Below are 19493 nucleotides of genomic sequence, written 5' to 3' on the forward strand. Positions count from 1 at the left end.
ATGGCAAACCAATCTAGTGCAACGAACGATCAAACGGCTGAACAACCTGGCGTAGACAAAGACGCGCCACTTAAAGAAGACATCCGCCTGCTAGGCCGCCTGCTGGGCGACGTGCTGCGCGACCAGGAAGGCGAAGAAGTCTACGCCGTGGTCGAAACCATCCGCCAGACGGCGGTGCGTTTCCGCCGCGAAGCCGACGCCGGCGCCGCCAAGGAACTGGACGGCATGCTGAAGATCCTGACGCGCGAGCAGACCATTTCCGTGGTGCGCGCGTTCTCCTACTTCTCGCACCTGGCCAATATCGCGGAAGACCAGCACCACATCCGCCGCCGCCGCGCCCACCTGCTGGCCGGCTCCAACCCGCAGCAAGGCAGCGTCAACTTCGCCCTGTGCAAGCTCAAGGAAGCCGGCGTCAGCCAAGAAACCGTGGCCACCTTCTTCCAGGACGCGCTGATCGCCCCGGTGCTGACGGCCCACCCGACCGAAGTGCAGCGCAAATCGATTCTTGATGCGGAACACGATATCGCCCGCCTGCTGGCCGAGCGCGACCTGCCGCTGACGCCGAAGGAGCAGGCCGCCAATATGCACCTGCTGCGCGCCCGCATCGCCACGCTGTGGCAGACCCGCATGCTGCGCTACTCCAAGCTGACCGTGGCCGACGAGATCGAAAACGCCCTGTCCTACTACCGCATCACCTTCCTGCGCGAGCTGCCGGGCCTGTACGACGACATCGAGTCCGACATCGCCGCCCACTATGGCAACGGCGACGGCGCGACCAAGGCGATCGACGCGCCCTACGTGCAGATGGGCAGCTGGATCGGCGGCGACCGCGACGGCAATCCCAACGTCAACGGCGGCACCATGGAGCACGCGCTGACGCGCCAGGCCACCACCATCCTCGACTTCTACCTGGAAGAGGCGCACACGCTGGGCGCCGAGCTGTCGGTGTCGACCTTGATGATCGCCTGCAGCCCACAGCTGCAAGCGCTGGCCGACCAGTCGCCCGACCTGTCCGATCACCGCGCCGACGAACCGTACCGCCGCGCCCTGATCGGCATCTACGCCCGCCTGGCCAGCAGCGCCCGCGCGCTGGGCGCGACCAACATCCTGCGCAAGGAAGTGGGCCACGCCGAGCCGTACGCCACCGCCGCCGAATTCTCGGCCGACCTGCAGGTGCTGATCGACTCGCTCAACGCCAACCACGGCGCCGTGCTGGTGCAGCCGCGCCTGTCGACGCTGAAGCGCGCGGCCGACATCTTCGGCTTCCATCTGGCCTCGCTGGACATGCGCCAATCGTCGGACATCCACGAGCGCGTGCTGGCCGAGCTGTTCGCCAAGGCTGCCGCCCAGCCGGACTCGCAGTTACCTTATTCTTCGCTGGACGAGGACGCCAAAGTGGCGCTGCTGCTGAGCGAGCTGTCGCAACCGCGCCTGCTGTATTCGCCGTACATCGCCTACTCGGCCGAGACCGACTCCGAGCTGGGCGTGCTGCGCGCGGCGCGCCAGATCCGCGCGCTGTACGGCGCCCGCGCCATCCGCAACTACATCATCTCGCACACCGAAACCGTGTCCGACCTGCTGGAAGTGCTGCTGCTGCAAAAGGAAATGGGCCTGCTGCGCATCGCCGAGCAAGAACTCGACCTGATGGTGATCCCGCTGTTCGAAACCATCCCCGACCTGCAACGCGCGGCCGGCATCATGGAAGCCGTGATGGCGATCCCGCTGGTCAAGGCCCTGATCGCCAAGCAGGGCCAGATCCAGGAAGTCATGCTGGGCTATTCGGACTCCAACAAGGACGGCGGCTTCCTGACCTCCAACTGGGAGCTGTACAAGGCCGAGACCCACCTGGTGACCGTGTTTGAAAAAGCCGGCGTCAAGCTGCGCCTGTTCCACGGCCGCGGCGGCACCGTCGGCCGCGGCGGCGGTCCGTCGTACGAGGCCATCCTGGCGCAGCCGCACGGCACCGTCAACGGCCAGATCCGCCTGACCGAACAGGGCGAGATCATCGCCTCCAAGTTCTCCAACAAGGACATCGGCCGCCGCAACCTGGAGCTGCTGGTCGCCGCCACGCTGGAGGCCAGCCTGATGCCGCAGTCGGCCGACAGCGCGCACCTGGCCCAGCTGCGCCAGTTCGAAGCCATCATGGCCGAGATTTCCGACCGCGCCTACAAAGCCTACCGCAACCTGGTCTATGAAACCCCGGGCTTCACCGACTACTTCTTCGCCGCCACGCCGATCGCCGAGATCGCCGAGCTGAACCTCGGTTCGCGCCCGGCCTCGCGCAAGTCGACCAAGCGCATCGAAGACCTGCGGGCGATTCCATGGGGCTTCTCGTGGGGCCAGTGCCGCTTGCTGCTGCCGGGCTGGTACGGCTTCGGCAGCGCCATCGGCGCCTGGATCGCCGACGGCAAGCAGGCCGAACGCCTGGCCCAGCTGCAGGCGATGTTCAAGCAGTGGCCGTTCTTCGCCACCCTGCTGTCGAACATGGACATGGTGCTGGCCAAGACCGACCTGGCGATCGCCTCGCGCTACGCCGAGCTGGTGCAGGACAAGGAACTGCGCGAGCGCATCTTCAAGCGCATCACCGAAGAGCACGCGAGCACCTTGTCCATCCTGCAAAGCATCACCGGCGCCACCGAGCGCCTGGCCGGCAACCCGCTGCTGGCGCGTTCGATCCAGAACCGCTTCGCCTACCTCGATCCGCTGAACCACTTGCAGGTGGAGCTGATCAAGCGCCACCGCGCGCTGTCGAGCGAACCGGGCAAGGCCGACGAGCGGGTCCATCGCGGCATCCACCTGTCGATCAACGGCGTCGCCGCCGGCCTGCGCAACACCGGTTAACACCGTTACGCCGCCAAGAACACCGCGCGCCGCAAGGCCCGGGGTGTTTTTTTTGCACCTTTGTTATAAAACGAAAAAAAGCCTACCACCAGTAATACCCCCGCCAAATAGTGATGGTTTTCAGCGTGGGAATATTGCCTATCATTTAGGAAAGGTGTATGGATTTTCAGACATACCGGACGAAATACTGCTGACAGCGTGAAACATTTCAGTAGAATTAAGTGCAGTTGATCGACGCATGAAAACGGTATAAACAATTTCCGTCGGCGCCATAAGCGCGAAGCGGAGCGGCAAAATCTGACCCGGAGAGTTCACATGAAGTTGCGCCCACGTCGCCTGCAGCACACCGACCGCCCCGCCCCGACACAGCAAGCGCTCTTGCTCTAGAACCGCTTCTCCCGAATCTCATTCCCCTTTTTCACGCGTGCCGCCAAGGCACGCGTTGGAAGCGTGCGCGCCGCGCCTGGCTGCAGACCTGCGCTGCGACGCATACATCAGATCGTCCCCCAGGACGACTTTACTCAGTTGAACCTTGCGACACACCTTTTGGAGAGATCGACATGACATTCAGCCGCAAACTGACCATGCTGGCAGCCTGCCTGGCCTGCGTATCCGCCGCCCACGCCGGCGCCATCAAAGAAGACAAGGACTCCCTGTTCAAGCCTACCGGCAAAGGCTGGGGCGAGCTCGACCTCGACTCGATGAGCCGTCCGGAACGCGCCGCCACGCTGAAAGCGCAGCGCAGCGCCAACCTGACCTACCAGGGCGGCCCGGTCATGGTGGCGCCGACCAAGGTGTACTACATCTGGTATGGCTCGGCCTGGGACAGCGCATCGCAAAACGTGCTGAACAATATCGCCTCGCACATCGGCGGTTCGCCTTACTTCAACATCAACACCACTTACTACAACGCCAGCAATACTCACGTGGTGAACCAGGTGACCCTGGCCGGCAGCACCGCCAACTCCGGCACCCTGGGCACCAAGCTGACCGACGCCAACATCCAGACCGTGGTGACCAACGCCATCAGCTCGGGCGCGCTGCCGCTGGATTCCAACGCCATCTACTTCGTGATGACCGACAAGAACACCACCGCCACCTCGGGCTTCTGCACCCAGTACTGCGGCTGGCACACCAACACCAACTTCAACGGCCAGAACATCAAGTACGCCTTTGTCGGCAATCCGGAAACCCAGTGCGCATCGGCTTGCGGCGCCACCTCGCCGAGCCCGAACAACACCCCGGGCGCGGACGCCATGGCCAGCATCTTCGCCCATGAACTGGAAGAAGCGGTCACCGACCCGGACGGCAACGCCTGGTACGCGCTGTCGAACGGCATGGAGAACGGCGACAAGTGCGCATGGAACTTCGGCACCACCGCCACCGCATCGAACGGCGCCAAGTACAACCAGACCTTCGGCACCATGAAGTATCTGATCCAGCAAAACTGGGTGCTGGCTCCGTCCCAGGCGTGCGCGCAGCACTATCCTTGAGCAGGCTAGTACAATCAGTTTGAACTGATCCGGGCCGCCGCGGCGCATCGCGGCGGCTTCCCTCCCTCTTGGAATGTTCATGCAAAAAATTTCTTTGATCGGGCTGGCGCTGCTGGCCCTGAGCCACACCGCGGCGCACGCCGCGCCGCCGCGCACGGTGCCGACCGTCACCCGCACGGTGCAACTGTTCAGCACCCTGGAAAACGACTGGCTGGACGCGGTGCACAAGCGCGACGCCGAAGCCTTGAAGAAAATCGTCGCCGACGAATTCGAACTGCGCAGCGCCAGCGTTCCCGGCCGCCCCACCGCGCGCGCCGAATGGCAGCAGCAGGCGTTTGCCGCGCCGGCGCCGGAGTCGAGCATCGAGCAAATGGCGGTGCACGAATATGGCGAGCTGGCGGTGGTCAGCTTCATGTGGAAAATCGCCGCGCCGAAAAACAGCGCGCTGCCCACCCAGGTGTTCGTGGTCGATACCTGGAAGCAGATGGACGGCGGCTGGAAGGCGGTGGCCCGCTACGCCGCCACCGTGGACGGCGCCAGCAAGGCCGTGCCCGGTTCCGACCTGGCCGCGCCGGCCATCCATAAAAAATACTGAACCCGGCCATGACGACCTTGCTGTACCGGGAACGCTACTGGATAGGCGCCGCCGCGCTGGCCGGCGTGGCGCTGGCGTGGTACTGGCCATCCGCCGACGCGCCGGCCGTCCCGGCGCGCACCGCCGCCGCGCCCGCGTGGTACGACCGCATCACCGCCAACAAGATGGTCGCCGACCTGCGCCAACCGAGCGAGCTGCCGCTCGACGACCAGCTCGCCCCCTCCTCGCTGTCAACCGACGCCGCCGGCAACCTGGTGGTGGATGCGCCGCTGCGGATGCTGTTCGAATTCTTCCTGGTACGCGGTGAAGGCGCCGACCTGAATGCGCGCGCCGATCAACTGCGTGCCCACCTGGAGCGGCAAGTCAGCGGCCCCGCCGCCATCCAGGCCGAGACGCTGGCCACGCGCTACGCGGCCTACGTGCGCGCGCACGACGAGCTGCTGGCAAGCCAGCGCATCGCGCTGACCGCCGGCGCCGCCCCCTCGCCGCAGCAGGTGGAACAGCTGGCGACCTGGCAACAGCAGCGCGCGCGCCTGCGCCTGAGCAGCTTCGGACCGGCCACGGCCAATCTGTGGTTCGGCGCCGACGATGCCGAACTGGCGCAAGCGCTGGCCGAGCTGCGCGAGCAGGCCGCCACCGGCGCGCCCCCGAACGCGGCCGATGCCGGCGCGGCCGAACCCGACTCCAATACGCTGCGCGAGCGCCGCCTGCACGGCGCCACCCGGGACGCGGTGCGCGCCAGCGACACCCGCGAACTGCTGGCCGGCGCCACGCAAAGCTATGAAGCCGCCGCCGGCGAGGAGCGCGCGTGGCGCGCACACTATCTGCGCTACCGGGCCGACGCCGCCCGGCTGGCCGCCGCCCCCGGCAGCGAAGCGCGCCGGCTCCAATTGGAAGCGCTACAACGACAGAATTTCTCCTCCGAGCGCGAGCGCATCCGCGCGCGCGCCAGCGGCATCGAATAATCCACCAGGAACACACCGCATGAAGCACACCACCAAGCTGCTGCTGGCAGCCAGCCTGCTGACCTGGTCCGCAGCCCACGCTGAAACGCCCCAGGAAGCCCGCATCAAAGCCCTGATCACGCCGCGCCTGGGCGTCAACATCAAAGTCGATTCGGTGACCAGGACGCCATACGGCGGCCTGTACGAAATCAGCACCAACGGCGACATCTTCTACACCGATGAAAGCGCGCGCTATCTGTTCGTCGGCAAAGTGGTCGACACCGGCGACAACTATCAGGACCTGACGCGGGCCCGGGTCGACCAGCTGGCCGCGATCCGTTTTGCCGACCTGCCGCTGGAGACCGCGATCAAGACCGTCAGGGGTGACGGCAAGCGCGTGATGGCGGTGTTCGAAGATCCGAACTGCCCCTACTGCCGCAAGCTGCACCAGACGCTGGAAGGGATAGACAACGTCACCATCTACACCTTCCTGCTGAATATCCTGTCGGACGACTCGTCGGTCAAATCCAGGGACATCTGGTGCGCCCCCGACCGGGCGCAGGCATGGCACGACTGGATCGTCAGCGCCAAGGCCGCGCCGGCCGCGCCGGCCGCCTGCCCGACACCGAACGAGCAGGTGCTGGCGCTGGGCAAGAAGCTGCACGTGATCGGCACGCCGACCGTCTACTTCGCCGACGGCTCGCGCACCGGCACCGCGTTCGGCCGGCAGGCGCTGGAGGCCAAGCTGAGCGCAACGGCGAGGTAGGCCCGCGCCGCTTGCAGGAGAATTTTTATTTCCTTAAAGATTACTCAATTTGGTCATTTTGGCATTAGAATGTCAAAAAACCACTTTTGTCCGCCATCATGAAGAACTTGATCGAATCGCTGGGCAAATCCGAAATCGAGAGCGTGGTCACCCGCCTTCAGGCCGATATCGGCGGCACAGCGCCGGTCACCGGCGAACTGCACAACATCATCATGGTCATGCCGCTGGCCCTGTTCATCAAGGATGCGCAATCCCGGGTGGTGCTGATGAATCCGGCCTGCGAAGCGCTGTGGGGCATCGCCTTCGCCGACATCCGCGGCACCGATGGCGCCGCCTTCTTCCCGGCCGATCAAACCGCCTACTTCCTCAAGCACGACCGCATCGCCTTCGACAGCGGCCAGCACACGATATACGAAGAAGAACTGTGGCATGCCGGCCGGGCCGAAAACCGCTGGATGCAGACCCACAAGCAGCCCACCTACGACGAGCTCGGCCAGCCCAAGCTGCTGATCGCCATGTGTGTCGACATCACCGAGCGCAAGCGGGCGGAATTGGCTTTGCAGTCCTCGCTGCAAGAGCTGCGGACCCTGTCCGAGCACGACCACACCACCAAGGAAAGCGAGCGCCGCCGCATCGCCCAGGATATCCACGACGACCTGGCGCAAAACCTGCTCGCGCTCAAACTGGACGTGACCACCCTGCACAAGCGCACCACCGAGCGCCAACCGCTGCTGCACCAGCGCGCCGCGCAAGCGCTGCGGACGCTCGACGCCAGCATCCTCGCGGTGCGCGAATTGATCAACGAACTGCATCCCCGCACGCTGGAACTGGGCCTGTCGGCCGCCATCGAATGGCAGATGCAGCAACTGGAGCGCCGCCACGGCCTGCGGTGCCGGCTGGAGCTGATCGAGGACAACGCCAAGCTGGACCAGCGCCAGATCACGGCGATCTACCGCATCATGCTGTCGGCGCTGAGCTATTTGTGCGGCCAGAGCGGCACGCGCTCCGTGCAGGCGACGCTGAACCTGCAACCGGAACGGCTGTCCATCGTGGTCAGCGGCGACGGCCTGCCCGAGCAGCAATCGCCGCGCGACGTGCTCGACCTGGGCGCCATCCGCGCCCGCCTGGCCGACTTCGGCGGCGACCTGGCGGTGGCGCAGCTGCCCGGCGCCGGCACCGTGCTGCGCATGAACTTGCCGGGCAAGCTCTCTGCCGCCTAGCGGATGCCCGGCGCCGCCCTTGGGCGCCATCCATCCGTTACCCCGCCAGCATGCAGGCGGCGCCTTCATGCGCCTGACCCTGCCCGCTATGTACGCCAGCGCATAGACGGCGCGGCGCGGCATTGATGTAATCACGCAGTTGCATTCCCACCCAACGAGGAGCGAACTAAATGAAGCTGAAAGACAAAGTCTGTATCGTCACCGGCGCCGCCAGCGGCATCGGCAAGGAAATCGCCCTGGTGTACGCGCGCGAAGGCGGCAAGATCGTCATCGCCGACCTGAACCTGGAGGCCGCGCAAGCGACTGCCGAAGAACTGAAAGGCGCCGGCCACCAGGCCATGGCCATCGCCATGAACGTGGTCGATGAAGGCCAGGTCAACGCCGGCATCGCCAGCGTGATCGAGGCCTGGGGCCAGATCGACGTTTTGGTCAGCAACGCCGGCATCCAGATCATCCATCCGGTCGAGGACTTCCCGTTCGAAGATTGGAAGAAGCTGCTGTCCATCCATCTGGACGGCGCCTTCCTGACCACCAAGGCCTGCCTGCCGCATATGTACAAGGCCGGCAGCGGCAGCGTGATCTACATGGGCTCGGTGCATTCGAAGGAGGCGTCCAAGCTCAAGTCGGCCTATGTGACGGCCAAGCACGGCCTGATCGGGCTGGCCAAGGCGGTGTCGAAGGAAGGCGCCGAGCACGGCGTGCGCGCCAACGTGATCTGCCCCGGCTTCGTGCGCACGCCGCTGGTGGACAAGCAGATCCCCGAGCAGGCCAAGACGCTGGGCATCTCCGAGGAAGACGTGATCAAGAAAGTGATGCTGGCCGACACCGTCGACGGCAAGTTCACCACGGTGGAAGACGTGGCCGAAGTGGCGCTGCTGTTCGCCAGCTTCCCGTCGAACGCGCTGACCGGCCAATCGCTGGTGGTCAGCCACGGCTGGTTCATGCAGTAACAAAAGTGGCCACGCCGGCGCCGGATGACACCCTATCGGGTTGAAGCGGCGCCGCTGCGGCGGCCTCGCTTGAGGTATTGATGCATCACCATCACGAACACCACCCCGATCACCGATAGCTGCAGCCAGAGCGGCAGGGTCGCTGGATAAATATAATCGACCAGCTTCACGGCCTGCCAGCACGCCAGCGCCAGGACCAGCAGCCATTCGCGTATGCAGATGTAGTAGACCAAAATCAGTGCGGAAATAATTGAAGCGACCACGAGTAATTATTCTTATTGATATAAACTGTTTTCATTCTTTACCGTCTCAGCGTCCCAGCGTCATCCGCTTCAGCAGCACGTTGAAGTCCATGGCTGGGCGGTTCAGCAGGTTGTTGGCGTACTCGCCTTCGCAGGATGCCCTGGCCTCGTCGGCCGGCACGCCGGCCACCTTTTCCTTCAGGTTCGCATTGAATATGCCCAGCACCGCGGCGACGTGCGCGTCGATATCGGCGTCGGTCGCATCGGGCTGCTGCGCGCGCTTCAGCTGCATCAATTGCGCCTTGTAGAGTTGACGCAGGATTAGCAACGCATCGGCGTTCTGTTCTTTCCATTGCGCCATGGCTGCCGTCAAGCCATCGACCGCTTCCGGCGCCAGCACCCTGCAACGTTCAAGCAACAGCGCGTGATAACTATCGAAGTCGATCTGCGCCAACTGTATGCCGGCGGCGACATCGACTACCGCAGCAGCAGCGGCCGTCGCGGACGCACCAGCCAGGACCAGGCTGAGAAAAATTGATTTGATCATCCGAAAGCCTTGGTTTTCCATGCCCATGCCGATTGGGTGGATATCGTTAGTGTATTGCAATACGATCAAAAAAGCGCGTTTGACAACAGATTCACGAGCTTGCTACACTAAAGTTGTTACTATTATATTTTTATCGAAATTCAAACATCTACGGGACCGTCATGAACCGACAATTACTGGCTGCGCTGTTCGCCTCCACCACCTTGGCCGGCGCCGCGCACGCCGCTGACATACCGAAATCGCTGGAAACCATGGGCATCAAGATCGGCGATACCCAGCAACAGGTTGAAAAAGTGCTGTTCGCCGACGGCTACAAGGCCAACCGCACGCACGTGCGTCCGGCCGACACGGTCTACGCGGCGCGCCCCGACAACATCGAATACACGGTCCCGAACGCGCCCAACCGTTCGCGCGTCACCGTCACTTTCGGCCCGATGGATGGCCGCGTGGTGCAGATCGAACGCCTCGCCGAGAAGTTCGAGCAAAAGGTGCTGAACACGGAGCTGCGCAAGCAGTTACTGGAAAAATATGGCCAACTGCCGCCCAACGAAGGCCAGTATGGCGACATGCACTGGGTCCGCACCAAGACCGGCAAGCTGATCAACGACTGCTACGCGCGCGGCATCGGCGTGACGTTCGCCCACGCCGCGATGATGGACCGCATCGTCAATTGCGACAAGGCTGTCCAGGTGGCGTTTGTCGGCGACTCCACCTGGACCACCTCGATGAGCGTGGTCATCACCGACTACGACGCCGTGCTCAGGAACCAGAAGCCGATCGCCGCCGCCGCTGAAAAGGCCAAACAGGACGCCATCGACGCGGCCAGGAAAGCCACGCCGGTCAAGCTGTAAGCCAAAAAAAAAAGCCACGTGCGCTTAGGACGGCCTTGGCCGTCTTAAGCGCACGTGGCTTTTTTCAAGCGCAACAATTAGTTCTGCGTCAGGAAAGTCTTCAGCTTGTCCGAGCGCGACGGCTGGCGCAGCTTGCTCATGGCCTTCGCTTCGATCTGGCGGATACGCTCGCGGGTCACGTCGAACTGCTTGCCCACTTCTTCCAGCGTGTGGTCGTTCGACATTTCCACGCCGTAGCGCATGCGCAGCACCTTGGCTTCGCGCGGGGTCAGCGAGTCCAGCACTTCCTTGATGACGTTGCGCATCGAGGCATGCAGCGCGGCGTCCAAAGGCGCCAGCGTGGTGTTGTCTTCGATGAAGTCGCCCAGCTGCGAATCGCCATCCTCGCCCATCGGCGTTTCCATCGAGATCGGCTCTTTGGCGATCTTCATGATTTCGCGGACTTTGTTTTCCGGCATTTCCATCTTGACGGCCAGGGTCGCCAGGTCCGGCTCGCTGCCGGTTTCCTGCATGATCTGGCGCGAGATGCGGTTCATCTTGTTGATCGTCTCGATCATGTGCACCGGCACGCGGATGGTGCGGGCCATGTCGGCGATCGAACGGGTGATGGCCTGGCGGATCCACCAGGTCGCGTAGGTCGAGAACTTGTAGCCGCGACGGTATTCGAACTTGTCGACCGCCTTCAGCAGGCCGATATTGCCTTCCTGGATCAGGTCGAGGAACTGCAGGCCGCGGTTGATGTACTTCTTGGCGATCGAAATCACCAGACGCAAGTTGGCGACCGTCATTTCACGCTTGGCCTGGCGCGCGCGTTTTTCGCCGGCGGCCATCTGCTTGTTAATCTTGCGCAGGTCGGCCAGCGGCAAGGCCACGCGGGCTTGCAGGTCGATCATTTTCTTTTGCAGCTCTTTCACCGCGGGCACGTTGCGGCCCAGGATGGCGCTGTACGGATAGGCGCTGTCGACTTCGCCGTCAACCCAGTCCAGGTCGCATTCATTGCCCGGGAAGACCTTGATGAAGTGGGCGCGCGGCATGCCGCATTTGTTCACGCACAGCTCCAGCACGGCGCGCTCGATGTGGCGCACTTCTTCCATCTGGCCGCGCAGCGTGTCGCACAGCTTCTCGACCACCTTGGCGGTGAAGCGGATGCCCAGCAGTTCGGCCGAAATCGCTTCCTGCGCCGACACATAAGCCTTCGAGCCATAGCCGCCGGCGGCTTTGCGCATCTTGTCGTACTGGGTCGAGATGACGTCGAACTTTTCCAGCGCGGCTTTCTTCAGCTGCGCCAGTTGCTCGGTCGAGAAGCCTGCCGCGCCGCCGTTGGCGTCGCCGTCTTCTTCCTCGACTTCCTCTTCCTCTTCCTCTTCGTCGTCCGACGCGGCGGCAGGCGCGGCCGCAACGGCCGGCGTGTTGTTCGCCTCGTTCAGGTCGACGAAGCCGTCGACCACTTCATCCACCTTCAGCTCGTCGGCTTCGATCTTCGCGGCCAGCGCGACGATCTCGGCGATCGTGGTCGGGCAGGCGGAGATGGCCTGGATCATGTCCTTCAGGCCGCCTTCGATACGCTTGGCGATCTCGATCTCGCCTTCGCGCGTCAGCAGCGCCACGGCGCCCATTTCACGCATGTACATGCGGACCGGGTCGGTGGTACGGCCGAAGTCGGAGTCGACCGTCGACAGCGCGGTCGCGGCGGCCGCTTCCACTTCGTCGTCGGAGGTCACGGTGGCGACGCTGTCGGTCAGCAGCAGCGAATCGGCTTCCGGCGCGCGCTCGTAGATGGCGATGCCCATGTCGTTGAAGGTGGCGATGATGCCTTCGATCGCTTCAGGGTCGACAATGTTTTCCGGCAGTTGGTCGTTGATCTCGGCGTAGGTCAGGAAGCCGCGCTCCTTGCCCATGTTGATCAGGTTCTTGATCTGGGTGCGGCGGCGTTCCAGTTCCTCGGCCGTGCTCTTCGAATCGACGCCCAGCATGTCGGCGGCGCCGCCCTTGGCTTTGCGCTCGCGGGCCTTGGACACGGCCTTCAGTTCGGCGCGCTCGACCGCGTTCAGTGCCGCCACTTCGTCGTTTTCCGGCGTGAATTCGGACGGCTTGCGGCCGCGGCGGCCTGGCACCTTGACGCTAGGCAGCAGGTAGCCGGAAGTGTCGATCGAAGCCAGCGTGGCGGCGTCGGTCACCTGGCTCACGGCCGGGCCGGCGGTCACGATGACGACCGGCGCAGGCTCGGCCTTGACGGCCTTGACCAGCTTGGATTTCGGCGCGGCCTTGACCACCACCGCAGGCGCGCCGGTGTCGGCGGCCGGCAGCACGGCGCTCTTGCGCGCCACCTTGACGGTCTTGACCGGGATGTCGGACGCGTCAGCGTGCTGCACCGCCACCTGCGCTTCCGCCTGGGCCGCTTCGGCCGCGGCGCTCAGGCGGGTTTTCTTTTTGACTACCGTTACTTTGCTCGCTGCCTCTTGCGCATTATCGATCACATAAGATAGAGTCGTCTTTGGCACCACCAGCGGAGCGGAGCTGGTACGGGCGGCCTTGACGGACAACGTTAAAGTTTTCGGCGTTTTTGTCATTAAATATCTCTCAATGCGTATTCGCCAGAAAATACAAAATGCCATAGCCGGCGCCGACCGTTACCGGTGCGCACAGATGGAAATGTTGTAATTTAGCTGACGATTATCTGCGGAATAAAAAAAGCCCGCATCCAACAACGGGCTTGTTTCTCTTTTCAGTGAAGAATAGGGAGAGGGCAAAGTATGCCGTATAGCGAGACATCAGGATAATTGATAGTACTTATATCCGACATCGTAAAACCATATAACAAGGGCGTCACACTCTTGTCAGACCGTCCAAATCGCATCCTGTACCAAACTGAAACGCACCGTCCTGCAAAGGTGCGTCTCGCATTATACATGTTTTGGCGTGCGAACGCACCTTCCGCGCCGAAGGGGCGTATGATGTCGATATGGTCATTTTTACATCATGGCCTAAAAGGCACTGCAATCCCGTAGTGCACATGATATGCTGACGCCTCTTGCTTAAACTATGAAGTCGATGAACACTAGCCTCACCCCTCAGGCGCCGGCAATCGAGCCCGCAGCCTCTGCCGCTACCGCCGCCGTCACACCCACCTCTGCGGCTCTGACCCCGCGCAGCTTGCTGAAACAATTGCAAACCCAATTCCCGGCCTTCCGCGATTTCCTACCCCTGTCGATCGGTATCGACAAGCAGATCCTCGCCATCATGCCTGAACTGGATCGCAAGACCATGCGCACCGCGCTCGGCATCCATACCGGTTCGCTGCGCTACCTGAAAGTCATGGAAAAAGCCAAGGTGCGCCACGATCTGGACGGCACCCCGGGCGCCGAAGTGACCGACACCCACCGCGCCCACGCCACCCAGGTATTGCAGGACCGCTTCAAGAAAGAAGCCGAGCGCAAGAAGGCGGAACGCGACGCGGCCGCGGCCGAAGAAGCGGCCCGCGTGCGCGCCGACAAGCTGAACCAGCTGACCGCGAAGTTCTCGCGCAAGGGCTGAGTTGGCTCAGTTGGCTCAGTTAGATAATACCCAGCAGCCTGCACTACAGGCGGAGGCCGAGCTTCCGCCTTACGTGGGGATACGCATCGCCGATGTGCGGCTGGTCACCACGGCCGAGCAAGCCGTCGCCGCGCGCGACGCCCTGCTGGCCACCGACGCCATCGGCTTCGATACCGAATCGAAGCCGACCTTCACCAAGGGCGAGACCTCGACCGGTCCGCACCTGATCCAGTTCGCCACCGACCACCAGGCCTATCTGTTCCAGATCGGCAGCAGCACGTCCGCGGTCATCCTCGAAGTGCTGCAGGCGGTGCTGGAAACGCCGGCTTTGCTGAAGGTGGGCTTCGGCCTGTCCGACGACGTCAAGCGCCTGCACGCCAAGCTGGCGATACGGGCGGCCGGCGTGGTCGACCTGTCGGTGGCGCTGCGCACGCCGGGACAACGCAACGACCTCGGCGCCAAGACCGCCGTCGCCAAGTTCTTCGGCCAGAAGCTGCAGAAATCCAAGAAGATCTCCACCACCAACTGGGCGCTGCCGCGCCTGAACGAAAAGCAGATCCTGTACGCGGCCGACGACGCCCAGGTGGCGCTGCGCATCTACCGCCACTACATCGGCGCCGGCAACAAGCTGCCGCCGGTGAAAGCCGTCAAACTTCCTCGCCCGCCCAAGCCGTTGTAGGGGTTGATCTGGTATCCTTGCCAGATAGCTACGACTTCAAGGAATGGCATGTCTACCTCTCTCGTCGTGCGCGCGTGCGTCGCGCTGGCTTTGGCCGGCTGCGGCCTGCCATCGTTGGCCGCCGCACCCGCCACCCTGCCCGACACGCTGGAACAGCGCGTGGCCGCCTGCACCGCCTGCCACGCCGTCAAGGAGCGCGGCGACGCCTTCTTCCCGCGCATCGCCGGCAAGCCGGCCGGCTACCTGTACAACCAGCTGGTCAATTTCCGCGACGGCCGGCGCCATTATCCGATGATGACCTATATGGTCGACCACCTGCCGGACGCCTACCTGCGCGAGATCGCCGACTACTTCTCGCAGCAGCACCCGCCCTACCCGCCGGCGCAGGCAGGCAGCGGCGCCAGCGCCGACAGCACCGCCCTGGCGCGCGGCCAGGCCTTGGTGCAGCAAGGCGATCCGGTCAAGAAAATCCCGGCCTGCGTGGCTTGCCACGGCAGCACGCTGACCGGCGTGACGCCGGCGATACCCGGCCTGATCGGCCTGCCCAGCGACTACGTCAACGCCCAGTTCGGCGCATGGAAGAACAAGGTGCGCCGCGCCGCCGCGCCGGACTGCATGGCGGAGATCGCCAACCGGCTGTCCGAGGCCGACGTCGCCGCCGTCTCCGGCTGGCTCAGCAAGCAAACGCCGGACGCCGCCGCCCGCCCCGGCGCCGCCGACAGCATCGCCATGCCCCTGCCGCTGAACTGCGGCAGCGTGCCAGCACCTTGAGGGGCCGCACATGAAGAAAATTATTTATACCGTTATCGCGCTGCTGCTGGCCGGCATCCTGCTGGTGCTGTTCGGCGGTTCCGACGACGCCGGCCCGGCGCCGACCGTCACCGCCAAACTGGCGCCGGCCGAAAAGATCGCGCGCGGCGCCTACCTGGCCAAGGCCGGCGACTGCATGGCCTGCCACACCGTGCGCGGCGGCGCGCAACATGCGGGCGGCCGCGCGCTGCAAACCCCGTTCGGCAACGTCATTTCGCCCAACATCACCTCCGACAAGGCCAGCGGCATCGGCAACTGGAGCGCGGACGATTTCTGGCGCGCGCTGCACAACGGCAAATCGAAGGATGGCCGCCTGCTGTACCCGGCCTTCCCCTATACCAACTACACCCGCATCACGCGCGACGATGCGGATGCGCTGTACGCCTACTTCCAGTCGGTGCCGGCGGTGGCGCAGGCCAACCAGCCGCATGATCTGCGCTTCCCATACAACCAGCAATTCATGCTGGCGGCGTGGCGCGCGCTGTACTTCAGGCCGGCCGTGTTCCGCGAGGACAGCAAGCAATCGGTGGACTGGAATCGCGGCGCCTACCTGGTGCAGGGCCTGGGCCATTGCAGCGCCTGCCACAGCGCGCGCAACACGCTGGGCGCGACCGACGGCGAAGGCCTGTCCGGCGGTCTGATTCCGGTGCTGGGCTGGTACGCGCCGTCGCTCAATTCCGGCGCCGAGGCCGGGCTGGGAGAATGGATGCAGCCGCACATCGCGCAATTGCTGAAGACCGGCGTGTCGCCGCGCGCCACCGTGTTCGGGCCGATGGCGGAAGTGGTGCAGCAAAGCCTGCAATACCTGAGCGACAGCGACATCAACGCGATGGCGGTCTACCTGAAAGCGCTGCCAAGCGACGGCAAGAAATCCGAGTTCGAGCGCGACAAGGGCGCCGAGGCGGTGGCCTACCTGTCGGCCGGCGCCAAGCTGTACGAGAAGCACTGCGCGGATTGCCATGGCGCCGGCGGCGCCGGCCTGCCGCCCGGCTACCCGCCGCTGGCCGGCAACCGCGCATTGACGATGGAGCAGGCGGTCAATCCGATCCGCATCGTGCTCAACGGCGGCTTCGCACCCGGCACGGATGGCAATCCACGGCCATACGGCATGCCGCCTTTCGGCCACGTGTTGAACGATACCGAAGTGGCGCAGGTCGTATCCTATCTGCGCAGCGCCTGGGGCAACAACGCGCCACCGGTCAACGGCAACGACGTCAACCGCTACCGCGCGATTCCGTTGGATTAAACCACTGGGGTCAAGTCTGACATTCAACCACTGGGGTCAAGTCTGACATTCGGACACGACCTCATCCGAAAGGCGCGTCTACAGCAGGGCTCGTGTCCGAATGTCAGACTTGACCCCGGGGTTGCACAACGCCGGCACGACGGCTTGCAGGCTGTCCACTTCGTAGTCCGGCATCGCTTCCGACGCATTGGTCAGGCGGTCGGGATTGAACCAGCAGCTTTCGATGCCGTATCGATTCGCCCCGAGGATGTCGGCGTCCAGGCGGTCGCCAACGATGATCGCTTCTTCCTTGGCAAACGGCTTTGCCATTCTGGCGGCATATTCGAAGAAACGCACATCCGGCTTGGCATGGCCGCACGCTTCGGACGTGGCGACGAAGGAAATATACTCGGCCAGCCCCGAGCTGGCGATGCGGCGGTTCTGGATGGCTTCGACGCCGTTGGTGATGATGCCCACCTCGCCGATTGCGGACAGCGTCTCGCACAGCAAGTTGGCGCCCTCGATGAGCACCACCGTATCCGGCAGCGACTCAAGATAAAGAATGCTTGCTGCCTCCGGGTCGAGCTCGATGCCGTTCGCCAGGAAGGTCTTGCGGAAGCGCTCCACCTTCAAAAAGTCCTTGGTGACAGCGCCGGTCTCGAAGCGCCGCCACAGTTCCACATTGATCGCCTGGTACTGCTGGAAAATCCCGTCCACGCCGTCGCGCAGCCCCAGTTCCCGCATCGTGCGTACGAAAGAAAGTTTTTCGGACGCCTTGAAATCGAGCAGCGTATCGTCCAGGTCGAACAGAAACAATCGGTACTTCATCGCGTCCTTAGTAATGCTCGGCGAAACCGATGCGGTCGGTGGTGGCGTTGCGGGCGTCGTCCACGCTGACCTTGCCGGCGGCCAGCAGCGCGCGCAGCGAGGCGTTCATCGTATGGCAGCCCTCGCCCGGCTTGGTTTCCATCCAGTTGCGCAGCGCCGACACCTGGCCGGTGGCGATCATCGACACCACCTCCGGATTCGAGGTCAGGCACTCGGTGGCCAGGTGGTAGCGGTCGCCGTCCACCGACGGCAGCAGCGCCTGGCACAGCACGCCGCGCAGCGCATGCGCCAGCGCCTGCGATTGCGGCTCGGTGTTGCCCAGCAGGCGCACCATCTTCTGCAAGCCCAGCTCGGTCGAACGCGCGTGCAGCGAGGCCAGCACCAGCGGGCCGGATTCGGCCAGCGCCAGCGCTTCCTGCGCCGTCTGGGCGTCGCGGATCTCGCCGATGACGATCACGTCCGGCCGTTCGCGCAGCGCGTCCAGCGCGCCCAGGTAGAAGCTCTCGACGTCGCCGTCGAAGCCCACTTCGCGCTGGGTGATGACGCACTGGCGCTGCGGGATCAGCGTTTCCACCGGATCTTCAATCGTGATGATGTGGCCGGAGCGGTGCTTGTTGATCTCGTCGAGCATGGCGGCGATGGTGGTCGACTTGCCCTGGCAGGTGTCGCCGATAATCAACACCAGTCCGCTGGTGAGCTTGGCGAAGTTCTGCTCGGCCTGGCGCAGGCCCAGCTGGCTGAGCACCATCGGCTCCTTCGGGAAACGGCGGATCACGCAGCCCAGCCGTTTCTTGCCCTGGAAGCTGAAGCAGTTGGCGCGGATGCGCGCCGTGTGCAGGTCCACCGCGCGGTCGAAGGCGCGGTCCTGGATGCGCTCGGCCCAGTTCGGCTCGACCACCTCGAAGAACTCTTGCAGCTCCTCGCGCGTGATCGGCGAATCGGTCACCGCCACCAGCCCTTTCGGCTGGCGCAGCAACAGCGGACTGTTCTGGTGGATCAGGATGTCGCTGAAGATCAGCTTGGAATTCAGCAAATGCAGGATCTGCTCGACGAGCGTGCCGAAGACCGGGTGGTCTTCGTTTTCGATGTAAGTCAGGGTGCGAATTTGCGACGACTGGTAATTTTCCATCTGTACTCTGATCTCCGTGGGGTCGGTATTGCTCCGCCAACGATTATAAGAGAAAAATTGCGCTGTCGAAATTTTTTCAGCTGCGGACCTTCGGATATTTGAAGCCGGTGCGCAAGTCCATGCTGTAGCGTTGTTTGCCTTCGGTGACCACCACGTGGTCGGGCGGTTCCTCGCCGGCCAGCGCGCGATAAAAGATCGGCAAGCCCTCCCCTTTGCGGATCAGGTCGTCGCAGCGTTCGTAGACATTCGGACAACCGGTTTCCGCCAGCAGCGCCTGCACGATGGCCACTTTCCAGGCCTCGACGCCGGCCGACTGGAACTGGCAGATCAGGTAGCCTTTGACGCCGCCCCAGCTGTCGACCAGCAGGCCGGACAGGCCGTCCTCGTCGCCACGCACCACCGGCACCAGGTCGTTGGGACCGGCCGCGCGCACGCTGGCGGCGCGCTTGGCGATGGCGGCCTTGACGCGGCGCTTGATCAGCGCGTGGTCGACCGGCTCGTCTTCCTTGTAGGTCCAGATGCGGGCGCAGATCTGCGACTTGGCGTTGTAGGCGGCGCGGCCGATGAACTGGCGCGACGAGGTCTGCACGGTGGCGGTGGCGCCCGGCTTGTTCTTTTCCTGCGGCTTGCCCTCGACTTTTTCGATCGCGGAGGCGTAAATCCAGGGGTCGCCGGCCAGCAGGCTCTTTTCCTTGCCCTGTTTGATGGTGATGATAAGCATGTAAGTCCAATAAGTGCTGCATTGCAGCGTGCGGTGTTGCGGGATAGCCCGAATGATACCTCATGCCGGCCCTGCCCCCGCCGCCGCACGCGGCCTGCTCCCCGGCTGCTGCATTCTG

At 63.8% G+C, this 19493-nt stretch carries 18 protein-coding genes; 12 read left to right on the forward strand and 6 right to left on the reverse strand.

From position 1 onward, the window contains the following. The 7 genes from ppc to RUGAMON1_RS12050 all read left to right on the forward strand — a co-directional run bounded on the left by ppc (position 1) and on the right by RUGAMON1_RS12050 (position 8809). Entirely contained in the window at positions 1–2841 is a 2841-nt protein-coding gene (gene ppc, locus RUGAMON1_RS12020) for a phosphoenolpyruvate carboxylase (protein ID WP_445230720.1), read from the forward strand. 560 nt (positions 2842–3401) lie between these two features. Continuing rightward, the gene (locus RUGAMON1_RS12025) at positions 3402–4334 is read left to right on the forward strand and encodes a hypothetical protein (RefSeq protein WP_445230721.1); all 933 of its coding nucleotides are present in this window, start codon (positions 3402–3404) and stop codon (positions 4332–4334) included. Positions 4335–4413: 79 nt separating this feature from the next. Beyond that, positions 4414–4929 (forward strand): nuclear transport factor 2 family protein, encoded by a 516-nt coding sequence (locus RUGAMON1_RS12030; RefSeq protein ID WP_445230722.1) that lies wholly within the window; start codon positions 4414–4416, stop codon positions 4927–4929. An 8-nt stretch (positions 4930–4937) separates the two neighbouring features. Next, positions 4938–5894: a hypothetical protein gene (locus tag RUGAMON1_RS12035; protein ID WP_445230723.1), complete on the forward strand. Its 957-nt coding sequence runs from the start codon at positions 4938–4940 to the stop codon at positions 5892–5894. A 19-nt stretch (positions 5895–5913) separates the two neighbouring features. Further along, positions 5914–6639, forward strand: coding sequence for a DsbC family protein (locus RUGAMON1_RS12040; protein ID WP_445230724.1), 726 nt, complete (start codon positions 5914–5916; stop codon positions 6637–6639). Positions 6640–6737: 98 nt separating this feature from the next. After that, entirely contained in the window at positions 6738–7859 is a 1122-nt protein-coding gene (locus RUGAMON1_RS12045; protein WP_445230725.1) for a PAS domain-containing sensor histidine kinase, read from the forward strand. 170 nt (positions 7860–8029) lie between these two features. After that, positions 8030–8809, forward strand: a complete 780-nt coding sequence (locus RUGAMON1_RS12050; RefSeq protein WP_116989604.1) for a 3-hydroxybutyrate dehydrogenase — start codon at positions 8030–8032, stop codon at positions 8807–8809. 32 nt (positions 8810–8841) lie between these two features. On the opposite strand, the gene RUGAMON1_RS12055 is transcribed toward RUGAMON1_RS12050, so the two are convergent. Beyond that, on the reverse strand, positions 8842–9072 hold the full coding sequence (locus RUGAMON1_RS12055) for a hypothetical protein (protein ID WP_445230726.1): 231 nt from the start codon (positions 9070–9072) through the stop codon (positions 8842–8844). A 46-nt stretch (positions 9073–9118) separates the two neighbouring features. Then, positions 9119–9598: a hypothetical protein gene (locus RUGAMON1_RS12060; protein WP_445230727.1), complete on the reverse strand. Its 480-nt coding sequence runs from the start codon at positions 9596–9598 to the stop codon at positions 9119–9121. Positions 9599–9759: 161 nt separating this feature from the next. On the opposite strand from RUGAMON1_RS12060, the gene RUGAMON1_RS12065 reads away from it, so the two are divergent. Beyond that, complete coding sequence (locus RUGAMON1_RS12065; RefSeq protein ID WP_445230728.1) at positions 9760–10449, forward strand: hypothetical protein; 690 nt, start codon at positions 9760–9762, stop codon at positions 10447–10449. Between the two features lie 77 nt (positions 10450–10526). Here RUGAMON1_RS12065 and rpoD read toward each other — a convergent pair whose 3' ends face one another. Next, positions 10527–13019 (reverse strand): RNA polymerase sigma factor RpoD, encoded by a 2493-nt coding sequence (gene rpoD / locus RUGAMON1_RS12070; protein ID WP_445230729.1) that lies wholly within the window; start codon positions 13017–13019, stop codon positions 10527–10529. 472 nt (positions 13020–13491) lie between these two features. Here rpoD and RUGAMON1_RS12075 point away from each other — a divergent pair, with 472 nt between their 5' ends. The 4 genes from RUGAMON1_RS12075 to RUGAMON1_RS12090 all read left to right on the forward strand — a co-directional run bounded on the left by RUGAMON1_RS12075 (position 13492) and on the right by RUGAMON1_RS12090 (position 16718). Beyond that, entirely contained in the window at positions 13492–13983 is a 492-nt protein-coding gene (locus RUGAMON1_RS12075) for a ProQ/FINO family protein (protein ID WP_445230730.1), read from the forward strand. Positions 13984–14056: 73 nt separating this feature from the next. After that, positions 14057–14662 (forward strand): 3'-5' exonuclease, encoded by a 606-nt coding sequence (locus RUGAMON1_RS12080; RefSeq protein ID WP_445230783.1) that lies wholly within the window; start codon positions 14057–14059, stop codon positions 14660–14662. A 48-nt stretch (positions 14663–14710) separates the two neighbouring features. Beyond that, positions 14711–15433 (forward strand): c-type cytochrome, encoded by a 723-nt coding sequence (locus RUGAMON1_RS12085; RefSeq protein WP_445230731.1) that lies wholly within the window; start codon positions 14711–14713, stop codon positions 15431–15433. A gap of 10 nt (positions 15434–15443) precedes the next feature. Then, the gene (locus RUGAMON1_RS12090) at positions 15444–16718 is read left to right on the forward strand and encodes a cytochrome c (RefSeq protein ID WP_445230732.1); all 1275 of its coding nucleotides are present in this window, start codon (positions 15444–15446) and stop codon (positions 16716–16718) included. 78 nt (positions 16719–16796) lie between these two features. On the opposite strand, the gene RUGAMON1_RS12095 is transcribed toward RUGAMON1_RS12090, so the two are convergent. From RUGAMON1_RS12095 to RUGAMON1_RS12105, 3 genes are all read right to left on the reverse strand, one after another. Continuing rightward, the gene (locus RUGAMON1_RS12095; protein WP_445230733.1) at positions 16797–17525 is read right to left on the reverse strand and encodes a YjjG family noncanonical pyrimidine nucleotidase; all 729 of its coding nucleotides are present in this window, start codon (positions 17523–17525) and stop codon (positions 16797–16799) included. A gap of 7 nt (positions 17526–17532) precedes the next feature. Beyond that, the gene (locus RUGAMON1_RS12100; protein ID WP_445230734.1) at positions 17533–18654 is read right to left on the reverse strand and encodes a type IV pilus twitching motility protein PilT; all 1122 of its coding nucleotides are present in this window, start codon (positions 18652–18654) and stop codon (positions 17533–17535) included. A gap of 76 nt (positions 18655–18730) precedes the next feature. Continuing rightward, a complete protein-coding gene (locus RUGAMON1_RS12105) occupies positions 18731–19375 on the reverse strand; it encodes a class I SAM-dependent rRNA methyltransferase (protein ID WP_445230735.1) in 645 nt (214 codons plus the stop codon). Between the last annotated feature and the right edge of the window lie 118 nt (positions 19376–19493).

Origin of the sequence: Duganella rhizosphaerae (assembly GCF_040364205.1) — a bacterium.
Taxonomy (GTDB): domain Bacteria; phylum Pseudomonadota; class Gammaproteobacteria; order Burkholderiales; family Burkholderiaceae_D; genus Rugamonas; species Rugamonas rhizosphaerae.